At 71.6% G+C, this 20,710-nt stretch carries 15 protein-coding genes; 9 read left to right on the top strand and 6 right to left on the bottom strand.

Annotated features, from left to right (window positions below):
• Nucleotides 1–122 precede the first annotated feature (122 nt).
• The 3 genes from ACNI65_RS16330 to ACNI65_RS16320 all read left to right on the top strand — a co-directional run bounded on the left by ACNI65_RS16330 (nucleotide 123) and on the right by ACNI65_RS16320 (nucleotide 4,791).
• Nucleotides 123–746: a Crp/Fnr family transcriptional regulator gene (locus ACNI65_RS16330; RefSeq protein ID WP_416757987.1), complete on the top strand. Its 624-nt coding sequence runs from the start codon at nucleotides 123–125 to the stop codon at nucleotides 744–746.
• A 49-nt stretch (nucleotides 747–795) separates the two neighbouring features.
• The gene (locus tag ACNI65_RS16325) at nucleotides 796–1,659 is read left to right on the top strand and encodes an HDOD domain-containing protein (protein ID WP_416757985.1); all 864 of its coding nucleotides are present in this window, start codon (nucleotides 796–798) and stop codon (nucleotides 1,657–1,659) included.
• Nucleotides 1,660–1,752: 93 nt separating this feature from the next.
• Nucleotides 1,753–4,791, top strand: a complete 3,039-nt coding sequence (locus ACNI65_RS16320) for a DUF3857 domain-containing protein (protein ID WP_416757984.1) — start codon at nucleotides 1,753–1,755, stop codon at nucleotides 4,789–4,791.
• A gap of 52 nt (nucleotides 4,792–4,843) precedes the next feature.
• Here the strand turns inward: ACNI65_RS16320 and ACNI65_RS16315 are convergent, their stop codons facing one another.
• The gene (locus tag ACNI65_RS16315; protein ID WP_416757983.1) at nucleotides 4,844–5,254 is read right to left on the bottom strand and encodes a hypothetical protein; all 411 of its coding nucleotides are present in this window, start codon (nucleotides 5,252–5,254) and stop codon (nucleotides 4,844–4,846) included.
• A 201-nt stretch (nucleotides 5,255–5,455) separates the two neighbouring features.
• Between ACNI65_RS16315 and ACNI65_RS16310 the strand changes: the two genes are divergently transcribed.
• On the top strand, nucleotides 5,456–7,975 hold the full coding sequence (locus tag ACNI65_RS16310; RefSeq protein WP_416757981.1) for a DUF2339 domain-containing protein: 2,520 nt from the start codon (nucleotides 5,456–5,458) through the stop codon (nucleotides 7,973–7,975).
• On the opposite strand, the gene ACNI65_RS16305 is transcribed toward ACNI65_RS16310, so the two are convergent.
• The 5 genes from ACNI65_RS16305 to xdhA all read right to left on the bottom strand — a co-directional run bounded on the left by ACNI65_RS16305 (nucleotide 7,965) and on the right by xdhA (nucleotide 14,648).
• Entirely contained in the window at nucleotides 7,965–8,513 is a 549-nt protein-coding gene (locus ACNI65_RS16305; RefSeq protein ID WP_416757980.1) for an outer membrane beta-barrel protein, read from the bottom strand. The genes ACNI65_RS16310 and ACNI65_RS16305 overlap by 11 nt on opposite strands.
• A gap of 82 nt (nucleotides 8,514–8,595) precedes the next feature.
• A complete protein-coding gene (locus tag ACNI65_RS16300; protein WP_416757979.1) occupies nucleotides 8,596–10,017 on the bottom strand; it encodes a sensor histidine kinase in 1,422 nt (473 codons plus the stop codon).
• Complete coding sequence (locus ACNI65_RS16295) at nucleotides 10,014–10,673, bottom strand: response regulator (protein ID WP_416757978.1); 660 nt, start codon at nucleotides 10,671–10,673, stop codon at nucleotides 10,014–10,016. Before ACNI65_RS16295 ends, ACNI65_RS16300 begins: the two co-directional genes overlap by 4 nt.
• Before the next feature lie 52 nt (nucleotides 10,674–10,725).
• Entirely contained in the window at nucleotides 10,726–13,107 is a 2,382-nt protein-coding gene (gene xdhB, locus ACNI65_RS16290; protein ID WP_416757977.1) for a xanthine dehydrogenase molybdopterin binding subunit, read from the bottom strand.
• Complete coding sequence (xdhA, locus tag ACNI65_RS16285; RefSeq protein WP_416757976.1) at nucleotides 13,104–14,648, bottom strand: xanthine dehydrogenase small subunit; 1,545 nt, start codon at nucleotides 14,646–14,648, stop codon at nucleotides 13,104–13,106. Before xdhA ends, xdhB begins: the two co-directional genes overlap by 4 nt.
• 149 nt (nucleotides 14,649–14,797) lie before the next feature.
• Between xdhA and ACNI65_RS16280 the strand changes: the two genes are divergently transcribed.
• Genes ACNI65_RS16280 through ACNI65_RS16260 form a run of 5 tightly spaced genes read left to right on the top strand, consistent with a single transcriptional unit; the run spans nucleotide 14,798 to nucleotide 20,690 of the window.
• Nucleotides 14,798–15,745, top strand: coding sequence for a LysR family transcriptional regulator (locus ACNI65_RS16280; RefSeq protein WP_416757975.1), 948 nt, complete (start codon nucleotides 14,798–14,800; stop codon nucleotides 15,743–15,745).
• A 27-nt stretch (nucleotides 15,746–15,772) separates the two neighbouring features.
• Nucleotides 15,773–17,086: a guanine deaminase gene (gene guaD / locus ACNI65_RS16275; protein WP_416757974.1), complete on the top strand. Its 1,314-nt coding sequence runs from the start codon at nucleotides 15,773–15,775 to the stop codon at nucleotides 17,084–17,086.
• Between the two features lie 16 nt (nucleotides 17,087–17,102).
• Complete coding sequence (locus ACNI65_RS16270) at nucleotides 17,103–18,686, top strand: ABC transporter ATP-binding protein (RefSeq protein WP_416757972.1); 1,584 nt, start codon at nucleotides 17,103–17,105, stop codon at nucleotides 18,684–18,686.
• Nucleotides 18,673–19,770, top strand: a complete 1,098-nt coding sequence (locus tag ACNI65_RS16265) for an ABC transporter permease (RefSeq protein ID WP_416757971.1) — start codon at nucleotides 18,673–18,675, stop codon at nucleotides 19,768–19,770. The genes ACNI65_RS16270 and ACNI65_RS16265 overlap by 14 nt, the downstream gene beginning before the upstream one ends.
• Nucleotides 19,770–20,690, top strand: coding sequence for an ABC transporter permease (locus tag ACNI65_RS16260; RefSeq protein WP_416757970.1), 921 nt, complete (start codon nucleotides 19,770–19,772; stop codon nucleotides 20,688–20,690). The genes ACNI65_RS16265 and ACNI65_RS16260 overlap by 1 nt, the downstream gene beginning before the upstream one ends.
• The last annotated feature ends 20 nt before the right edge of the window (nucleotides 20,691–20,710 follow it).

Here is a 20,710-nt window from a genome sequence, read left to right as displayed (position 1 = left end):
ACTGCCCCGTGATCGCCCACCCGCCCCCCACACTTCCGCCCTCGGTTGCTCCCACCGCTTCTTCTCCGCTCGCGCCCGCGCTGGTCCCTTCCTCCGGCCTGGTCCCCCCGCCCACCGCGCCCGTGCCGTGGCGCGCGCTGCTCGGCGACGTGCTGCTGGACGGCGAGAGCTGGTCCGCGTTGACCAGCATGACCCGGCTGCGCCGATGCCGGGCCGGCGATCTCGTCTGGCAGCGCGGCGAGGCGGCCGTGGCCATGCGCGCGCTGTGCGAGGGCAAGGTCGTCGCGCGCGGGCCGCTGACCGGGCCGCTCTGGCTGGACCTGCACACCGCCTGGCTCGAAGGCCGCTACGAGGACGACGTGCGGGTGGGGTCAGGTTCGGCGCTGCTGATGGAATGGCCGATGTCGGTGGCGGCGATGTGGTTGCGATCGCAGCCGCTGGTGCTGGAGGCGCTGGTGCGGGCCGTCTCGGCGCAGATGCGCGACGCGCAGGACGCCATCCACGCGCTGACGACGCAGGATGCGACCGGCCGGGTCGCCGCCTGGCTGCTGACGCAGGCCGGGGCCGCGTCCGAGCTGCGGCTGGCCGAGCGCAAGCGCGACGTCGCGGCGCAGCTGTCGATCTCCCCCGAGACCTTCTCGCGCGCGTTGCGCCAGCTGGCCGATCGTGGCGTATTGGCGGTTCAGGGCTACCGCATCGTGCTGCTGGACCGGGTGGCGCTGCTGGCGCTGGCGCGCTGCCGCTGAGCGGCATAGACTCGCCTCCACCCCCCCGTCGCGTCCAGAGGAGGCCGCCGTGACGATTGCCCGCATGCCCGCAGTGACCGCTGTCAGCTCCCAGGCGGAGCGATTCTTCGGAGGGCATGCCAGCCTTCCGGTCATGCCCGAGGTCGGCCGCAAGCTGCTGCGCAGCCTGGACGACGACGGCGTCTCGCTGGGTCAGATCGCCGAGCTGATCGGCAAGGACTCGACACTGGCCGCCAAGGTGCTGCGGCTGGCCAACTCGGCGCGCTACAGCCCCTCGCATTCGATCGCCAACCTGCAGGACGCCGCCATGGCGCTTGGGTTGGAGACGCTGCGCAACCTGGCCATGGCCGCCAGCATCTCGGCGAGCTTCCCCGACGTGAAGGGTCTGGACCGGCAGCGTTTCTGGTGCCACAGCGTGCGCACGGCCGGCTACGCGCGGCTGCTGGCCAAGCTGCTGCAGGGCGATGTGGACACCGCCTACCTCGCCGGGCTGATGCTGCGCACCGGCCAGCTGATGATGGCGATGAGCGAGCCCGAACAGGTCGCGGACGTCGAGGCCCACGCCGCCGAGCCCGGCAGCCGGTTCTCGCTGGAGATGCATCGTTTCGGCTGCACGCATGCCGACGTGACGGCGGCGCTCGCGTCGCACTGGCATTTCCCGGCCGACCTGGTCGAGGCCTTCAAGGACGCCAACACGCCGTTGGAGGTCAAGCCCTTCTCGATGCTCGCGGCGGTGCTGCACCTGGCGGAGGTCATCGCCGACGCGAACGACCAGAACGCCGATCCGATCGCGGCGCTGCAGGTCGCGGTGCCGGAACTGGTCGAGCACCTGCACATGGACCTGGAGTTCCTCAGACTGCGGCTGGAGGGCTGCGGCGATCCGGGGCAGGACGTGGCGCTGATGCTGAAGTGAGCGCGGTGCGGCGGTAACCCTGAGGCTCCCCTCGTTGGGCGGGCGCACAATCGCGCCCAAAGACCCATAGACGATCCCGAGGGAGTTCTCACCATGCAGTTGCGCTCCAAGCGCCTGCCGGCGCGCGCCGGCCTGATGTCCCTGGCCGTGAGCCTGAGCCTGGCTCCGCTGGCCACCTTCGCCGCCACGCCGGCCACGTCTGCGACTCCTGCGGCGGCGTCGACCACCCCGGCGGCCAAGCCGGCCGCCAAGCCCGCTGCCAATCCCGTGGGCAAGAAGGGCGAGAAGAACGACAAGGCCGCCGCGGACCAGGGTTATCGCATCGCGCCGTTCCCGAGCTGGGTCGTCGACGTGCCCGCCGGTTCCGCGGCGGACGCCGCGCCGGCCGCGCTCAAGGCGCCGCCGCCGGGCCTGGGCGGATTCGCCAGCGCGGGACTGCCGGCCGGGGGGCCGGGGGCTGCGGCTCAAGCCGCGCCGGTGGGGCAGGGCGGGCAGGGCGCCATGGCCGTGTCGCCGGGCAAGGCGCTGCGCATGCCGCTCGCGGACACGCAGATCCAGCTGGCCGGCGCTGTCCCGGTGAGCTTCTACCGCTCGCAGCTGCAGGCGCTGGACAGCACCACGCTGCGCGAGGTCTCCGAGCCGCAGATCGTCTTCAATCCCGAGTACCAGAAGGTCGCGATCCATCAGGTCGTCGTGATCCGTGACGGCCAGCGGCAGGACCGCACGCGCGGCCTGCGCGTGGAGACCATGCGCCGCGAGCAGGGCCTGGAGCAGCTGATGCTCAACGGACTGCGCACGGCGCTGCTGATGCTCAACGACGTGCGCGTCGGCGACATCGTCGAGCTGTCCTATTCGATCGAGGGCCAGAACCCGATCTTCGAGGGCCGCTTCGCCGACCTGATCCAGCTGTCGCGCGAGGTGCCCATCGACCGCGCGTTCGTGCGCGTGTCCAGCCCCAAGGGGCGGGTGCTGCAGACGCGCGCGATCGGTTACGGCGCCATCACGCCGCCGACCGTGCGCCGCGATCCGCAGCCGGGCGGCGGCGAGGTGCTGACGGTGTTCCAGGAGCGCGTGCCCGCCGTGCCGCAGGAGGTCGCGACCCCGCCCTGGTTCAAGGTGTTCCCCGCGCTGCAGATCAGCGAGTACCGGGACTGGCAGGAAGTGGACCGCTGGGCGCAGGGCCTGTTCACGATCGTGCCGCCGAGCGGCGAGCTCGCCGAGCGCGTCGCCGCCTGGAAGGCGCGCAACCTGGCGCCCGAGGCGCTCGTGGCCGAGGTGCTGCGCTTCGTGCAGGACGACGTGCGCTACTTCAGCATGAGCCTGGGCGAGAGCTCGCACCGGCCCAAGCCCGCAGCGCGCACGCTGGCCGAGCGCCTGGGCGACTGCAAGGACAAGGTGCTGCTGCTCAACACGCTGCTGACCGCGCTGGGCTTCGACGCCAAGCCGGCGCTGGTGTCCATGCATCGCAACCGAGGCGTCGGCGATTACCTGCCCACGCATGACCAGTTCGACCACGTCATCACGCGCGTGGTCGTCGGCGATCAGGTGTACTTCCTCGACGGCACGATGAACGGGCAGGGCTTCGGCCTGCGCGAGCGCGGCTTCTTCCCGTACGGCCAGGCGCTGATCGTCGGCGACGGCAAGGGCCCGCAGCCGGTGGTCGTGCCGGCCTTCGCGCGCGACGAGGTCCGTCAGCGCGAGGACTGGGACCTGTCCGACCTGAAGAAGACGCCCGCGCTGACCGTGTCGATGACGATGCTGGGCCTGAGCGCGGAGCGCTGGCGCGCCTACGTCGCCAACGCCGGCATGGAGCGCATCGGCGAGATGCTCGGCGGCGCCTATGTGCGCCAGTACCCGGGCCTGAAGCCGGTGGGTCAGCCCGAGCTCAGCGACAGCCGCGAGTTCAACGAGCTCGCCATCAAGCTGCGCTTCGAGTCGCCGATGCCGGGCGAGCTGCGCTCGGCGTCGATGCGGCTGAACCTGCCGCAGCTGGCCTTCCTCGACTTCATGACCGGCCCACCCGAGGCCACGCGGCGCACGCCCTTCCTGATCGATCAGCCGCTGGTGGCGGAGTCGCGCGTCACGGTGACCGCGCCGGTGCTGCTGGACTTTCCGCCGTCGCCCACGCGCCAGGCCGGGGACAACCACTTCGGTCTGACCATGAAGTCCGAGATCGCCGACCGCGTGCTGACGCTGACCAGCCGCTACGAGCGCCGCGCCGATCAGGTGCTGCCCGGCGACATGGAGTCATATCGCCAAGCCGTGCTGCGCGCGCGCCAGGGCGTGGGCTCGACGGTGAACTTCTCGCTGCTGAGCAAGGCCGAGCAGTCGCGCGTGGCGGCGCTGGTCGGCGCCGATCTCAAGAAGTACGGCAAGCCCGACGGCCTGTCGCGCATGGCGCTGCTGACCAACGCGAGCCGGGCGCGCGACGCGATCCTGCTGTCCAAGGTGCCCGAGGGCAGCGCGATGGCGGGCGCCACGCTGGCCGAGCGCGCGGCGCTGTCCAACCACCTGGCCGAGTCCGAAGTCGCGCTGCAGGACGCGGACGCGGCGCTGGCCATCGACCCCAACGATGACACGGCGCTGCAGGCGCGCGGCGCGGCGCTGTTCGGGCTGGGCCGGCTGGACGACGCGATCGCCGCCTTCGACCGCGCGGACAAGTCCGCGACGCGCAAGTCGCCCGAGTCGTGGCTGGGCATCGCGCAGATCCAGGCCGGACGCTATGACGACGCGGAGCGCTCGTTGCGCCGCTACGTCGACGCGACCAGCGGGGATCAGCGCAGCTTCGGCCTGGTGTGGCTGGCGATCGCGGCGGAGCGTCGTCAGGCCGGCGCGGGCCGCGCGGTGCTGGCGTCGGAGACGCGCGAGGGCGACACCAGCTGGGTGGGCTCGCTCGTGGGCTTCATGGCCGGCCGCGTGGATCGCGATGCGCTGCTCAAGGCTGCGCGCGCCGACGCCGACGCCGAGCGGCTGCGCCTGGCGGAAGCCTACTTCTACATCGGACAGCACTTCCTCACGCAGGGCAAGCGCCAGGACGCCAAGACCTGGTTCGAGCGCGTCATCGACACGCAGGCCGTGCCCTTCCGCGAGTACCTGATCGCGCGTCAGGAGTTGAAGCAGCCGTCGCGCTGAGCGCCACGTGCACGGGCCGGCGCGCGTGGGCGCGGCCCGGACCGGCCTTCGCTCAGGCGTGCGGCCGGAATCCTTCCGGGTCCAGCGCGAAGCGCCACGCGGTGGAGCGCTGCAGCGCGTCCTTGAGCGCGCGCGACTGGGGCTGCAGGATGACGGAGAGCTCGTCGCTGAAGAGCTCGCAGCCGAGCGCGGCGGCCACGTCGCAGACGACGTCGATGAAGCGGTCGGTGGCGGTGGCGCCGGCGTCCAGGCGCACGTGAAGTTCGTAGCTGCCGTCCGGGTCGGACACCATGTCGATGCAGTTGCCGGCCTCGTCGCCGAAGTAGCGCCAGCCCTCGAGCATCGGCGTGCTGGGGCCCAGCCGGCCCGTCAGGTAGTGCATGACGTCGGTGCGCGAGGCCGCCTGCCACGAGGCTGCCGCGGCACCGTGCGCGAGGGCCATCTCGAATTGCCAGAGCGCCATGACCGAAGCTCGTCGGGAGCGATGACGGGAGATGCTACGCCTGCGTCCCGTACGCTGTCATGCCGCGGCGCAGCATGCGGTAGCGGTGGATGGACGCGGCGGCAGCGCGCGGCGATACCCACCGTTCGGGCGGCTTGACGCGGCGGGTGCCTCGCCGACACTGCGGGCCTCTCGATCGCCGCGCGTCTCGCGCTCCCCGACATGGGTTTCCTCGTCACGCTCTGCCTGCTCGCCGTGGTGGCCACGCTCTGGTCCCGGGTGTCCAAGCTCCAGGACCGCGTCCGCGATCTCGAAGCCCGCTGGGCGGTCGATGCGACGACGAAAGCCGCGACCACGACCGCGCCTCGTGAGGCCGCGGTGCCTGCACCGCCGTCGATGCCCGTGAGCGCCGCGCCGATCCCGCCGCCCGTGCCGCCCGCGCCGCCCGTGCCGCCCGTGAAGACGATCGAGACCCTCACACGTCAGACGCCATCGCCATCCACCCCGTCCTGGCAGGCGTCGCTGGTCGAGTTGATGCGCAAGAACCTGTTCGCCGTGGCCGGCATCGCGTTGCTGCTGCTGGGCTTCGTCGTTCTGTTCCATTCGATCGAGTGGGGCCAGCTGCTGTCGCCGCTGGCCAAGGTGTCGCTGGCGTGGGCGGCGGCCGTGGCGCTGGGCGTGGCGGGCGTGCGGCTCAGCGCGCGCAATGCGCTGTGGGGTCAGATGGCCCAGGGCGGCGGCGCGGCGATCGGCTACCTCGCGACCTACGTCGCCAGCTCCGCCTATGCGCTGCTGTCACCGACGGTGTCGCTGGCGGTGTTCGCGGCGATCTCGGCGGTGCTGGTGCTGCGCGCGTTGAAGGAAGACGCCAAGGTGCTGGTCGCCATCGGCTTCCTGGGCGCCTATGCCGCGCCGCTGCTGGCGCTCTACGGGCATGCGGGGCTGCTCTTCCACCTGAGCTACGGCGTCGTGGTCACCGGCTTCGCGCTGTGGGTGAGCCTGTCGCGGCGCTGGCTGGAGATCGGCGTGCACGCGCATGCCTGCGCGGCGGGCCTGGCCGTGCTCGCCTACGCGGCGTCGCGCTACGAGCCCGGGCTGCCCGCGTGGCAGCAGCAGCTCCTGCTGGCGATCTACCTGGTGCAATTCGCCGGCTGGACGACCACCTGGGCCGCGCGCCATGCGCCATCGACGTCCACCCAGGCCGCGACCTCGTGGTGGCAGGCGCGCGAGATCCCGGTGCTGTGCGCCTGCTTCTCGATGACGGTGATCGGCTTCCTGGCGATGCAGGCGTGGTTGCTGGACGGGAACGCGTTCATGGCGGTGGCATTCGTGTCGGCGGCGGTGCTGGGCGCGCTCGGTGCGCGACGGCTGCCCGCGCACGGCCTGCGCGAGACCGCGTGGGTCCTCGCCGCGTTCAGCGTGGCCGCCGGCCTGGAGCGGGGCGATCTGCCTGAGACCGTGTCCTCGCTGAGCCTCTTCGCCGAGGGCGCGATCCTGATGTTGTCGACGCCAACGGGCTCGGTGCTACGCCGCTCGGTGTCGCGCCTGATCGTGATCGTGGGCGCGATCGCGGTCATCGGCAGCACCGCGGACGCGGTGTTGTGGCCGGTCGCGGTGCTCGTGGTGGCGAGCCTGGCGTTGTCACTGGCGATGGCGCGCGCGCAGCGCGCCGTGGACGCCAGGCTCACCGTCGCCGTGACGGTCGTGGCCGCCGCGACGCTGGCCTATCGCTGCGCGACGCGTTTCGCGGGCGGGGATGAGGCCACCGCGGCGGTCTTCACGCTCGTCATGCTGGGAGCCGCGGCGCTGGCCTACCTGCTGGATCGCTCAACGCCAGCGACGGATTCCACCGCCGCCACCGCGGCCAAGCCAAGCCCGCTCACGGTGAGGCGTCTGTACGCGATCGTGCTCGCCGTCGCGTGGGTGGTGATGCTGCCGGTGTTGCCGGAGATCAACCGGCCGCTGGCGCTGACCGCGCTGATCACACCGGTCGTCTTCGGCGTGATCAGCGCGTGGCGGGCGATGCGTCGCCCGATGTCGCCGGATGCGGCGGAGGGCGCGAAGGTCCGGATCTGGGTCGCGCTGCTGCTGCCCGCGCTGATCGCCTACACGGTGGTGTCGTCATGGTCTGTCGTGGCGCTGCTCGCGGTCACCGGCACGGCCGTGTGCGCGTGGGTGCTGGCGCATGCGCGCTTCATGACAACGGTGCCCGCCGAGCCTCGGCTCACGCCGTCGCTGCTGGCGCATGCCGCGATGTTCTGCGCGATCGTGCCGATGGTGTGGGCGGCGGAGCTCTCGGAGACGACCGCTGTCTGGCTGCTCGCGGCCGGCGCGTTCTATGTCGCCTTGCTCACGTGGTGGCGTCTCGGCGACGGCGTGCCCACCGAGGCCCGCCAGGTGCTGGTCGCGAGCGCGGGCGTGGCGGTCGCCTACGTCGTCGCGCGCGGCGTGATCCAGTCGCCGGCCCTGGCCTTCGAGCTCGCCTGGCGCAGCTACCTGCTGCCCGTGGCGCTGGCCGCCGTCGGCGTGGGCTTCCTGTTCCTGAGCACCCGCGCGCACCGCCGCCTGGCCTGGCAGGTGTCGGCGGTGGTGTGCGTCGTCGCGATGCTCAAGCTGCTGCTGTCGCTGGGCAGCTGGGCGCTGTCGCCGATGGGCATCGTCGGCAGCCTGCTGGGCATGGGCGCGCTGTTCCTGCTGGCGGGTTACCTCGCGCCTCAGCCCCCGGCGCGGGTCAGAAGCTGAGCCGCAGACCGATCTCCAGCTTGCGCTGATGGAACTGGCCCAGCTGCGTGCGTCCGCTGCCGAAGGACTCGAACTCCAGCGGCACGGACAGCTGGGGACTGAGCCTGGCCTCGATGCCCAGGCCCCACATCGGGCGGACCAGCCGGTCCTTCTCCGACTGCCCCAGCGAGTCGCGGTAGCGGAAGTGGTTGACCGCGACCCCCGCCTTGCCGAACGCGGAGAAGGTGTCGTCCAACGCCAGCGTGTAGCGGCCCGCGAGCGTGAGGACGTTGGAGGAGAGGCGCGCCGTGTCGCGCGACCCGGGCGTCGGGTCCTTGAACCGCCAGCTGCCGAAGGCGCCGTAGCCGGCTTCCAGTGACCAGTTGGGGTCCAGGCTCACCCCGGCGTAGAGCCGGAACGCCGTCGGGTGGTTGTCGTTCTTGACCGTGAGCGAGGGACCCGCGCTCAGGCGGGCTTCTCCGGGCGTGGCCAACGAGAGTCCGACGTAGGGGTCGGCGGCAAGCGCCGTCGAGGTGATCCAGGCCAGCGGGATCGTCACGAGGAGTCGGTGCGGGAGCGTCTTCACTGCGGCTTTCAGAAGGCTTGTCGAGATTGACCGCGCCATTCTGGAAACGCCAACCTTAAGGAATGCCCAAGATCTCGACCGGCACGGTCAGGTCGAAGCGGACGCCGCGTCCGTCCAGGCCGCTCGTCAGCGTCAGGCGTCCGCCCAGGCGCTCGGCGGCCTGCCGCACGATCGCCAGCCCCAGACCCGATCCCGGCACGTCGTGGTCCTTGCCGCGCCAGAAGCGGTCGAAGACGCGCTCGCGGTGCTCCGTCGCGATGCCGGGGCCGTCGTCCGCGACGCTCAGCCGCAGCCCGTCGCACGCGTCGGCGGCCAGCCCGATCTCGACGCGGCCGCCCGCGGGCACGTAGCGCAGCGCGTTGTCGAGCAGGTTGCGCAGGATCGATTCGAGGGCGACGCGATCCAGCCGCAGCGGCAGGTGGTCCGGTGCCTCCATCGACAGGTCCAGCCCACGCGTGCGCGCTTCCGCGCCGCGCTCCGCGAGCAGGTTCGCGCACAAGGCGGCCAGATCGACGGCCTCGATCCCGGTCGCGGCGCGCGGGTCCAGCGACGCCAGGTCGAGCAGCTGCCGCGACAGATGCGCGCTGCGTTCAATGGCGCCTTGCATGGCCGTGGACGCCTCGGCGCGCGCCGCGGGCGTCTGCGCGTGCACCAGCACGTGGGCCTGGGCGGCGATCACGGCGAGCGGCGTGCGCAGTTCATGCGCCGCGTCGTGGACGAAGGCCTGTTCACGCGCGACCCGCTCGCGCAGCCGCCGCAACAGGGTGTCGAAAGCCTGTGCCAGCGGGCGCAACTCGCCGTAGCGCAGGTCCATGTCCAGCGGCGCCAGCGTGGCGTCCGTGTCGATGCGCTCGATGCGGCGCTGGAACCGACGCAAGGGCGACAGGCCGGTCCGCACCGCGATCCACAGCGGCAGCACCATCAGCGGCAGTGCCAGCAGCAGCTGCTTGGACAGTTCCCAGCTCGCGAAGCCCAGCAGCCGCGTGTTGTCGATGGCGGGCTCGGCCAGGCGCAGCGACCAGCGCGGTCCGTCCACGCGCCAGGTCCAGTGACGCTCGCCGAGCAGCACCTGCTCGCCCACGCCGACGCGCGCGATCGCCTCGGTCGGGGCGGAGGCATACAGCAGGGTGCCGGCGCGGTCGTACAGCTGCAGCAGCACCTCGCCGCGCAGCAGGTCGGAGTGTCGGCGTTGCAACTCGCGCTGGCGCTCGATGAAGCGCGCATGGCCGGCGATGAGCTTGGCCGCCTGCGCCGGGTCGTCGATCTCATCGAGCCCCGCGGCCAGCTGCAGCCCCATCTGACGGATCCCGGGGTTGGTGGCGATCTGCTCGCGCAGGTCGATCTGGTCCTGCACGAGCACCAGGGCCGCGAGCAATGCGATCGCCACGAGCAGCGCGCCGATGAGGCGACGCGTCAGCGTGGGCCGCAGCCAGTGTCGAAGCCTGGCGAGGCTGTCCGGAAGCACGCGAGTCTTCATGTGCAGGCCAGCCAGTAGCCCACGCCCCGCACGGTGCCGATGCGCGCCGCGCCGATCTTGCGGCGCAGGTTGGCCAGGTGCACTTCCAGCGTGCCGAAGTCCATCGGCTCGTGCAGCGGCGCGAGGCGTTGCGCCAGCGCATGCTTGGCGACGACGCCACCGCGCTCGCGCGCCAGCTCCAGCAGCAGCTGGAACTCGCGCGGCGACAGCGAGACTTCCTCGCCCTCGAGCAGCACGCGCCGCCGGCTCGATTCGATGGTCAGCGCCCCCAGCCGCCAGCAGTCATCGGCCTGCTGCGCGCCGCGCCGCAGCACGGCCCGCAACCGGGCGATGAGCTCGGGGATCTCGAAGGGCTTGACCACGTAGTCGTCGGCCCCGCCGTCGAAGCCCGCGAGCCGGTCCTGCAAGGCGGCGCGCGCGGTGATGACGATCACCGGCACCGTGCTGCCCTGGCGCCGCCAGCGCGTCAGCAGTTGGCGGCCGTCGCCGTCCGGCAGGGCCTGATCGAGCAGCACCGCGTCCTGCGCGTTCGGGTCCAGCTGGACGGGCGCATCGGCCGCGCGCCGCAGCCATTCGCTGCTGTGTCCCTCGATCCGGAGCGAGGCCTGGAGGGCGCGACCGAGATCGAGGTCGTCCTCGATGAGAAGGATGTGCATGCGGCGGGCGCGAAGACCATGAGGGCTCGCATCATCGCCGAGGCGGCGAGGGTCAGCCGGCCATCCGCGCCTGAACCGCCTCGATCGCGTCCAGCACCGCCTCGGGCGTGGCCGGCGCGCGCAGCGGCGGATCGCAGCGCTCGGGGCCGCAGGCGGCCACGGCGTCCTTGATCGCGAGCAACACCGAGAACGGCAGCAGCAGCGGCGGCTCGCCCACGGCCTTGGACCGATGGATGCTGTCCTTGGCGTTGGGCGCGTCGAACAGCGCCACGCGGAAGTCGCGCGGCATGTCGTTGGCGGTGGGGATCTTGTAGGTGCTCGGCGCGTGCGTGAGCAGCAGGCCGGACTGCGGATGCCACACCAGCTCCTCGCTGGTCAGCCAGCCCTGGCCCTGCACGAAGGCGCCCTCGACCTGGCCGATGTCCAGCGCCGGATTCAGTGAGCGCCCCACGTCATGCAGCACATCGGCGCGCAGCACGCGGGTCTCACCGGTGAGCGTGTCCACCAGCACCTCCGCCACCGCCGCGCCGAACGCGTAGTAGAAGAAGGGGTTGCCCTGCAGCTTCGCGCGGTCCCAGTTCAGGCCGGGCGTCGCGTAGAAGCCGTCGCTCCACAGCTGGATGCGCTCCAGATAGGCCTTGCCGACCAGCTCCTGGAAGCTGATCGCGGCGGCGGTCGACGGAACCGCGGGATCGCCGTGGCCGGCGCGCACCTCGCCGCCATCGAAGACGACGTCGCTCTCAGCGCAGCCCAGCAGCCGCGCCGCCAGCGGCGTGAGCCGCGCGCGGATCTTGCGGGCCGCGTCCTGCGCGGCCTTGCCGTTGAGGTCCGAGCCGGTCGACGCCGCCGTGGCCGAGGTGTTGGCGACCTTGCTGGTGTCGGTGGCGCTGGCGCGCACCTGCGACGCGGGCACGCCCAGCTCGTGCGCGACCACCTGCGCGACCTTGGTGTTGAGCCCCTGGCCCATCTCGGTGCCGCCATGATTCACCAGCACCGAGCCGTCGGTGTAGACATGCACCAGCGCGCCGGCCTGATTCAGGTGGACGACGTTGAACGAGATGCCGAACTTCACCGGCGTCAACGCCAGGCCGCGCTTGAGCACGGGACTCGTCGCGTTGAACGCCGTGATCTCGGCGCGGCGCGCGTGGTACTCGGAGGACGCGATCAGCTGATCGGTCAGCGGCTGGATCTGGTTGTCCTCGACGCGCTGCCCATAGGGCGTGATGTCCTGCCCATCGCGGTAGAAATTGCGTTGACGCACCGTGAGCGCGTCCAGGCCGAGCCGCCGCCCGATGCCGTCCATGATCATCTCGATGGCCAGCGCGCCCTGCGGCCCACCGAAGCCGCGGAAGGCGGTGTTGCTCTGCGTGTTGGTCTTCGCGCCGTAGCCGTGCATCGCGACATGCGGCAGCCAGTAGGCGTTGTCGAAGTGGCAAAGCGCGCGCGCCATCACCGGCGCGGACAGGTCGGCGCTGTGGCCGCAGTTGGAGATCAGGTCGATCTCGGCGCCGAGGATGCGGCCCTCGTCGTCGAAGCCGACGGACCAGCGGTAATCGAAGCCGTGGCGGCGGCCGGTGACGAGGAAGTCGTCATCGCGGTCCACACGCAGCTTGACCGGGCGGCGCAGCCGATGCGCGGCCAGCGCCGCGACGCAGGCGAAGAGCGCCGACTGCGATTCCTTGCCGCCGAACCCGCCGCCCATGCGCCGGCATTGCACGGTGACCTGATGCGCCTGCCAGCCCAGCGCATGCGCGACGAGCTGCTGCATCTCCGACGGATGCTGCGTCGAGCAATGGATCAGCAGCGCCTGGTTCTCCTGCGGCAGCGCGTAGCTGATCTGGCCCTCCAGGTAGAACTGCTCCTGGCCGCCGACGGCCCATTCGCCCTCGAGCCGGTGCGGCGCGCCGGCCAGCGCGGCCTGCGGATCGCCGCGCGTGAGGTGCATCGGCGCGATCACGTACTGGCCGATCGCATGCGCCTCGCGCGCCGTCAGCACCGCGGGCAGCGGCGTGCTGACGACGGCCTGCTTCGCCAGCGCGGCAGCGCGGCGCGCCAGCTCCCGATCGGTCGCGATCACCGCGTAGACCGGCTGGCCGACGTAGCGCAGCGTGCCCTCGGCCAGGATGGGGTCGTCGTGGATCAGCGGGCCGCAGTTGTTCTCGCCGGGGAAGTCCGCGGCGGTCAGCACCGCGACGACGCCGGGCTGGCGGCGCAGCAGGTCCAGGTCGATGGACACGAGCGTGCCGTGCGCCACCGGCGACAGCCCCAGCGCGGCGTGCAGCGTGCCTTGCGCCTCGGCGATGTCGTCGATGTAGACGGCCTCGCCGCTCACATGCAGATGGGCAGCCTCATGCGCGCGGCTGACGCCGACCTGGGGCTGCAGCGCGGGCGTCGCCGCATCGAGGGGCAGTGGGAAGTCCGCGGGCTTGTTCATGCGACGCTCCGCTGCAGGTTGATCGCCTGCCAGACGCTGGCGGACTCGGCCGCGACGGGCGCGTTGGCGCGGGTCTCCAGCCAGAAACGTCGAATCAGGTTGGCTGAGGCGCGCGCGCGGTAACCGGCGCTGGCGCGCAGGTCGGTCATCGGCGTGAAGTCCTCTGCCAGCGCGGCGGCCGCGGCCAGCGACGCGGCCTCGTCCCAGGCGCGGCCATTGACCGCGCCTTCAGCGCGCGCCGCGCGCTTGACGATCGCGGCCATGCCGCCGAAGGCGAATCGCGCGTCGCGTGCCACGCCGTCTTCCAGACGCAGGCTCAGCACGGCGCAGACGGCGGAGATGTCACTGTCGTAGCGCTTGGCGAGCTTGTAGCCGCGCAGCCGCGTGCCGGGCGCGGGCATCGGCACATCCAGCGCCTCGACGAACTCGCCGGGCTGCAGCGCGTTCTTCATGTAGTCCAGGTAGAAGCTCTCCAGCGGCATCACGCGGTGCTCGGTGCCGCGACGCAGCCGGATGCGCGCGCCCAGCGCGATCAGCGCGGGCGCGCCGTCGCCGATCGGCGAGCCGTTGGCGATGTTGCCGCCCAGCGTGCCGGCGTGGCGCACCGGCGGCGAGGCGAAGCGCAGCCACAGCTCGCGCAGCGCCGGGACACGCGCGCTCAGCGCGGCCCAGGCGTCCTCCAGCGTCACCGCGGCGCCGATGCGCAGCGTGGCCGGCGAGCCGTGGGCGCTGTCCAGCTCCGAGGTGTCGAAGACCTCGATGCGGCGCAGCGCGTCGACTTGCCCGGTCAGGATCACATCGCCGAGCTCACGCTGCTGCTTGTTGACCCACAGGCCGACATCGGTGGCGCCGGCGACGAGGCGCGCCTCGGGCTGGGCCTCGCGCAGCGCGGCGAAGTCGTCGATCGAACGCGGCGCGAAGACGCGCTGCGGCGTGCCCGCGCGCGACGCGGCCTCGTAATGCAGCGGCGGATCGTCGCGCAGCGTGCGCAGCGCCTCGACGAGGGGCGCGCGATCGATCACCCGGGCCGGCGCGTCGAACATGCGCTCGCCGGCGTCCAGGATCGGCCGGTAGCCGGTGCAGCGGCAGAGGTTGCCGGCCAGGTCGTCGGCGAGCGCCTGACGGTCCGGCCGGCTGCCCTCGGCCTGATGGCGCTCGTAGATGGCCTGCATCGTCATCGCGAAGCCGGGCGTGCAGAAGCCGCATTGGGAGCCGTGACAGTCCACCAGCGACTGCTGCACCGGCCCGAGATCGGTGCTGGTGCCCAGGTCCTCGACGGTCAGCAGCGCCTTGCCGTCGAGCATCGGCAGGAACTGGATGCAGGCATTGACGTTGCGCAGCGCGACGGACCGGCCGTCCGCGTCGAGCTCGCCCACCAGCACCGTGCAGGCGCCGCAGTCGCCTTCGGCGCAGCCTTCCTTCGTGCCGGCGCAGTGGGCGTGCTCGCGCAGGTACTGGAGCACCGTGGTCGTGGGCGGCAGTCCGGCGACGGACGTCAGCTGGCCTCGGTGGAAGAAGCGGATCGGACGGGGAGCAGTCATGCGGAGAGCGGATCGGAAGCTGGCCAGACGCTGGCGAGGAAGCAAGAAACGGGCACGGTTCGCCCGAGGATGCAATTACTCCGAACGGTACTCCTGCGATGGGCAACTGGTTATACGATGCAGTGAATAACCTCTATATGCTATTGCACATGTCGGACGCGCTGAATTTCGACAAGATCGACCTCCTTCTGGTGCGGGTCCTGCATACCTTGATTTCCGAGCGCAGTGTGTCCAGGGCCGCCATGCGGCTCGGCAGCACGCAGCCCGCCTTGAGCGCGCAGCTGCGGCGTCTGCGCACCCTGACCGGCGACCCGCTGCTGGTGCGCAGCGGCGCGGGCATGACCCCGACGGCCACCGCGCTGGAGCTGCTCGCCCCGGCGGAGCGCCTGCTGCGCGAGGCCGACGAGCTCTTCGGCGCGCGGCTGCGCAAGACCGGCTTCGATCCCGCGACGGCCGAGCTTCAGCTGCGCATTGCCGCGAGCGACTACCTCGACCCGCTGTTCCTGCCGCTGCTGGTGGCGCATCTGCAGCGCGTGGCGCCGGGCGTGCAGCTCGACCTGCAGCCGCTGAACGCCGATTTCGACTACCGCGCGTCGCTGGCCCGCGGCGAGGTCGATCTGGTCATCGGCAACTGGCTGGAGCCGCCCGGCGAGCTCCACATGGGCCGGCTGCTGGTGGACGAGGTCGTCTGCCTGGTCAGCCGGGATCACCCGGCGGCGCGGATGTCGCCGCGCGCGTGGACGCAGGAGCGCTACCTGGACGCGCAGCATCTCGCGCCGATGCCGCTCAGCCGGGGGCAGCCCGGCGTGATCGAGCAGCATCTGGCCTCGCTGGGCCTGGAGCGCCGTATCGCGGTGCGCTGCGCCCATTTCGGGCAGTTGCCGCAGATGGTGGCGCGCAGCTTGCTGGTGCTGACCACCGGGCGGCTGTTCTGCAACCGCTACCTGGACCAGCTGCCGGTGACGGTGCTGCGCTGCCCGGTCGCTTTCCCGCCGATGACGTATTACCAGCTGTGGCACGACGTCAGCCACAACAGCGCGCCGCTGCGCTGGCTGCGCGAGCAGGTGCGCGAGGTCGCGCGCGAGCTCGTGAAGTAAGGTTCCGACTTCCTCTCTCCTGAACGCATGACGACAGACCGATTTGCCGCTCCGGTACGCCTGGCCCTGAAGGGCGACCTGCTGGACTTCACCGCCACGCCGCACTGGGCGCGCGTGGACGACCCCGCCGTGCGTTTCCGCCCCGATCACTGGCTCCTCATCGAGGACGGCCGCATCGTCGGCGCGCAGGCCGAGGCTCCGGGCGAGGGCTGGGTGCGCGAGGACCATTCAGGCCGGCTGATCCTGCCGGGCTTCGTCGACACGCATGTGCACAGCCCGCAGCTGGACGTGATCGCGTCCTACGGCACGGAGCTGCTGGACTGGCTCGAGACCTACACCTTCCCCGCCGAGCAGCGCTACGCCGACCCCGCCGTCGCGCGCGCCGGCGCGGCGCGTTTCCTGGACGCGCTGCTGGCGCATGGGACGACGTCGGCGGTCGTGTATCCGACGGTGCACAAGGTCTCGGCCGACGCGCTGTTCGATGCGGCCGCCGAGCGCGGCATGCGGCTGATCACCGGCAAGGTGCTGATGGACCGCCACGCGCCGGACGGCCTGCGCGACGACGTGGTCCAGGCCGAGCGCGACTGCCTGGACCTGATCGCCCGCCACCACGGCCGCGAGCGGCTGTCCTACGCGGTGACGGTGCGTTTCGCGCCGACGAGCACGCCGGAGCAGCTCGCGATGGCCGGCGCGCTGTGCCGTGCCGACGCCAGCCTCTACATGCAGACCCACGTCGCGGAGAACCGCGGCGAGGTCGAATGGGTCGCGAAGCTCTTCCCCGAGGCGCGCAGCTACCTCGATGTCTATGACCGCGTCGGGCTGCTGCATCCGCGCGCGGTGCTGGCCCACGGCATCTGGCTGGACGACGAGGACCGGCGCGTGCTCGCGCGCACCGGCGCGCACATCGCGCATTGCCCGTCGTCCAACCTGTTCCTGGGCAGCGGGCTGTTCGACTGGCCCGGCGCGCTCGACGCGGGCGTGCGCGTGAGCGCGGCGAGCGACGTGGGCGGCGGCACCTCGCTGTCGGCGCAGCGCACGCTGGCCGACGGCTACAAGGTGCAGGCGCTCAAGGGCCACCGGCTGACCGCCTGGGCGGGCCTGCACGCGGCGACGCGCGGCGCGGCCGAGGCCCTGGGTTTGTCGGAGGAACTGGGCCACTTCGGCGTGGCTACACTGGCCGACGTCTGTGTCTGGGACTGGGCCGCGGGGCCGGTCGCCGAGGCCCGCATGGCCCTGGCGCGAGATCCGCATGAACGGGCTTTCGCCTGGATGACGCTCTCGGACGATCGATACCTGGTGGCCAGCTACGTCGCGGGACGGGCGCGCTACCGCCGACCGTAAGGACGCTCGCACGCCCATGACCGCACCGCGCCTGGAACTTCGCCACATCAGCAAGCAGTACCCAGGCGTGAAGGCCAATGACGACGTGTCGTTGGCGGTGGCGCCGGGAGAGATCCACGCGGTGCTCGGCGAGAACGGCGCGGGCAAGTCCACGCTGATGAAGATCATCGCCGGGGCGGTGCAGGCCGATGCCGGCGAGCTGCGCTGGGACGGCGCGGCGCAGGCGGTGCGTTCGCCCGCGCAGGCGCGCGCGCTGGGGATCAGCATGGTCTATCAGCACTTCTCGCTGTTCGACTCGTTGACCGCGGCGCAGAACATCTGGCTGGGCCTGGACCAGGCGATGACGCTGGACGAGGTGCGCGAGCGCGTGCGCCGGCTCTCGGCCGAGTACGGCCTGCCGCTCGATCCGGAGCGGCCCGTGCATGCGCTGTCGGTGGGCGAGCGCCAGCGCGTGGAGATCCTGCGCGCGCTGATGACCGCGCCGCGGCTGCTGATCCTGGACGAGCCGACCTCGGTGCTGACGCCGCAGGCAGTCACGGCGCTGTTCGGCACGCTGCGCCAGCTCGCGGAGCAGGGCTGCGCGATCCTCTACATCAGCCACAAGCTCGACGAGATCCGCGCGCTGTGCCATCGCTGCACGGTGATGCGCGCGGGGCGCGTCACCGGCGAGGTCGATCCGCGCGAGGAAAGCAACGCCAGCCTGTCGCGCCTGATGATCGGCGGGGAGCCCCCGGCGCTGGAGGACCGCGCGACCCGCGCCGCGCGACCGCATGCGCCGCTGCGGCTGCGCGTGCGTGGTCTGAGCCTGGCGCCCGAGGACCCGCACGGCACGGCCTTGTCGGCGCTGGCGCTGGAGCTGCGCCAGGGGGAGATCCTCGGACTCGCGGGCGTGTCGGGCAACGGGCAGCAGGAGCTGCTGCGCGTGCTGTCGGGCGAGGACCGGCGCGCGCCGCCTGGCACGGTTGTCTGGCTCAACGACGATCCCACGCTGCGCCGTGGTGCCGGTGGCGAGCAGCCCCATGAGGTCGATCTCGGCCCGCTCGGACCCGCGCGCCGCCGCGCGCTGGGCCTGCATCACGTGCCCGAGGAGCGGCTGGGGCGTGGTGCGGTGCCGTCGATGTCGCTGGCGCAGAACACCTTGCTGACGCGGCGTGACGCGGTCGGGCGATTCGGCCATGTGTCGCCGACGAGGGCCGCCGCGCTGGCGCGCCGGCTGATCGAGCGCTTCGGCGTGCGCGCGGCTGGCCCGCAGGCCGCGGCGCGCAGCCTTTCCGGCGGCAATCTGCAGAAATTCATCATGGGCCGCGAGATCGACGCCGCGCCCAGGGCGCTGATCGTCGCGCAGCCCACCTGGGGCGTGGACGTCGGCGCGGCAGCGCAGATCCGCGCCGAGTTGCTCGCGTTGCGCGAGGCCGGTTGCGCGCTGCTGGTGCTGAGCGAGGAGCTCGACGAGCTCTTCGAGCTCAGCGACCGCCTGATGGTGATGGCGCGCGGGCGGCTGTCGCCAGCGGTGCCGATCGCAGAGGCGAGCGTCGCTCAGATCGGCCAGTGGATGAGCGGGCTGTGGACCGAAGCGGAGAACACCCATGCTCCGGCTTGAACCGCGTTCGCAGCCGTCGACGGCGATGTCGCTCGCCTCGCCGTTGATCGCGCTGGCGCTGACCACGCTGATCGGCGTGGCCATTTTCCTGTCGCTGGGCAAGGACCCGGTGCAGGGCCTGCGCATGTTCTTCTGGGAGCCGCTGCGCAACAGCTACGCGCTGGGCGAGCTCGGGCTGAAGGCCACGCCGCTGGTGCTGATCGCGCTGGGGCTGGCGGTGGCCTTCCGCGCCAATGTCTGGAACATCGGCGCGGAGGGCCAGTTCATCGCCGGCGCGCTGGCTGCGGGCTGGGTGGCGATGCAGGCGGACGCGTCGAGCACGAAGCTGATCGTCGTGCCCATCCTGCTGGCGGGCATGCTCGGCGGCGCGGCGTGGGCCGCGATCGCGGCGGCGCTGCGCGACCGCTTCCATGCCAACGAGATCCTCGTCAGCCTGATGCTGGTCTACATCGCGGAGCTACTGCTGCAGTACCTCGTCTACGGCCCGTGGAAGGATCCGGCGGGCTACAACTTCCCGCAGACGATCACCTTCCTGCCGGCCACGCAACTGCCCAAGCTGTTCACCGGCACGCGGCTGCACATCGGTGTGTGGATCGCGCTGGTGGCGGTCGCGGGCGTGTGGTGGCTGCTGATGCGCTCGATGGCGGGCTTCGCGCTGCAGACCGGCGGCATCGCGCCGATGGCGGCGCGCTACGCGGGCTTCTCGTCGCGCGGCGCGCTGTGGGGCGCGATGGCGCTGTCGGGCGGACTCGCCGGCCTGGCCGGCGCGCTGGAGACCGCCGGGCCGCTGGGTCAGCTCACGCCGCATGTGCCGGTGGGCTACGGCTTCGCCGCGATCATCGTGGCCTTCGTCGGCCGGCTGCATCCGGTGGGCATCGTGCTGTCGGGCGTGCTGATGAGCATGTTCTACATCGGCGGGGAACTGGCGCAGTCGCGGCTCGGCCTGCCCAAGGCGATCACCGGCGTGTTCCAGGGCCTGCTGCTCTTCACGCTGCTGGCCTCCGACACGCTGATCCATTACCGGGTGCGGCGGGTCGCGGGCGTCATGAAAGGCGTCAGCGCGGACACGAAGGAGGCCCGCTGATGGAAGCCTGGGCCTTGCTCATCGCCGCGACGCTGAACGCGGGCACGCTGATCGCGCTGGCGGCGCTGGGACTGCTGATCAACGAGCGCGCGGGTGTCGTGAACCTCGGTGCCGAGGGGATGATGCTGGTGGCCGCGATCGCGGGTTTCGCCGCGGCGGTGCACAGCGGTAGCGATGTCGTGGGCTTCCTCGCCGGCATCGGCGCGGGCGCGCTGATGGCGCTGGCCTTCGGACTGCTTGCGGTTTATCTGAACACCAACCAGTACGCGACCGGGCTCGCGCTGAGCCTCTTCGGCGCGGGCTTCTCGGCGTTTGTCGGTCAGAACTACGTGCAGGCCAAGCTCGGACCGCGGCCGTCCTTCGCGGTGCCGGGTCTTGCCGACATGCCCTTCATCGGGCCCGCGCTGTTCCGCCAGCATCCGCTGGTCTATGGCGCGATCGCGCTGACCGCGCTGCTGGCCTGGGCGCTGACGCGCACGCGCCCGGGTCTGGTGCTGCGCGCGGTGGGCGAATCCCCCGAATCGGCGCATGCGCTGGGCTATCCGGTGCGCCGCATCCGGCTGATGGCGGTGGTGACCGGCGGCGCGCTGTGCGGGCTGGCGGGCGCGTACTGCTCGGTGGTCTACACGCCGCTGTGGGTCGAGGGCATGATCGCCGGCAAGGGCTGGATCGCGCTGGCGCTGACGAGCTTCGCGACCTGGCGCCCGGCACGCGTGTTGCTTGGAGCGATCCTGTTCGGGGGCGTCACCATGCTGCAGTTCCACCTGCAAGGGCAGGGCGTGCAGGTCGCCAGCCAGTTCCTGAGCATGCTGCCCTACCTGGCCACCATCGTGGTGCTGGTGCTGATCTCGCGCAACGAGAGCTTCATCCGCGCCAACATGCCGGCCTCGCTGGGGCGTCCTTTCCATCCTCATTCATGAGCGTTGCCATGACCCTGTCT

The organism is Roseateles sp. So40a (assembly GCF_048081605.1).
Lineage (GTDB): Bacteria > Pseudomonadota > Gammaproteobacteria > Burkholderiales > Burkholderiaceae_C > Roseateles.
Note: the sequence above shows the minus strand (reverse complement) of the source record. Positions and strands in the feature narration are given on the sequence as shown.

Excerpts from the sequence above, each read along its gene's own strand:
- ACNI65_RS16320 (WP_416757984.1), top strand. The coding sequence starts at position 1,753 with ATGCAGTTGCGCTCCAAGCGCCTGCCGGCGCGCGCCGGCCTGATGTCC.
- ACNI65_RS16315 (WP_416757983.1), bottom strand. The coding sequence starts at position 5,254 with ATGGCGCTCTGGCAATTCGAGATGGCCCTCGCGCACGGTGCCGCGGCA.
- ACNI65_RS16310 (WP_416757981.1), top strand. The coding sequence starts at position 5,456 with ATGGGTTTCCTCGTCACGCTCTGCCTGCTCGCCGTGGTGGCCACGCTC.
- ACNI65_RS16300 (WP_416757979.1), bottom strand. The coding sequence starts at position 10,017 with ATGAAGACTCGCGTGCTTCCGGACAGCCTCGCCAGGCTTCGACACTGG.
- ACNI65_RS16295 (WP_416757978.1), bottom strand. The coding sequence starts at position 10,673 with ATGCACATCCTTCTCATCGAGGACGACCTCGATCTCGGTCGCGCCCTC.
- xdhB (WP_416757977.1), bottom strand. The coding sequence starts at position 13,107 with ATGAACAAGCCCGCGGACTTCCCACTGCCCCTCGATGCGGCGACGCCC.
- xdhA (WP_416757976.1), bottom strand. The coding sequence starts at position 14,648 with ATGACTGCTCCCCGTCCGATCCGCTTCTTCCACCGAGGCCAGCTGACG.
- ACNI65_RS16280 (WP_416757975.1), top strand. The coding sequence starts at position 14,798 with ATGTCGGACGCGCTGAATTTCGACAAGATCGACCTCCTTCTGGTGCGG.
- guaD (WP_416757974.1), top strand. The coding sequence starts at position 15,773 with ATGACGACAGACCGATTTGCCGCTCCGGTACGCCTGGCCCTGAAGGGC.
- ACNI65_RS16270 (WP_416757972.1), top strand. The coding sequence starts at position 17,103 with ATGACCGCACCGCGCCTGGAACTTCGCCACATCAGCAAGCAGTACCCA.
- ACNI65_RS16265 (WP_416757971.1), top strand. The coding sequence starts at position 18,673 with ATGCTCCGGCTTGAACCGCGTTCGCAGCCGTCGACGGCGATGTCGCTC.
- ACNI65_RS16260 (WP_416757970.1), top strand. The coding sequence starts at position 19,770 with ATGGAAGCCTGGGCCTTGCTCATCGCCGCGACGCTGAACGCGGGCACG.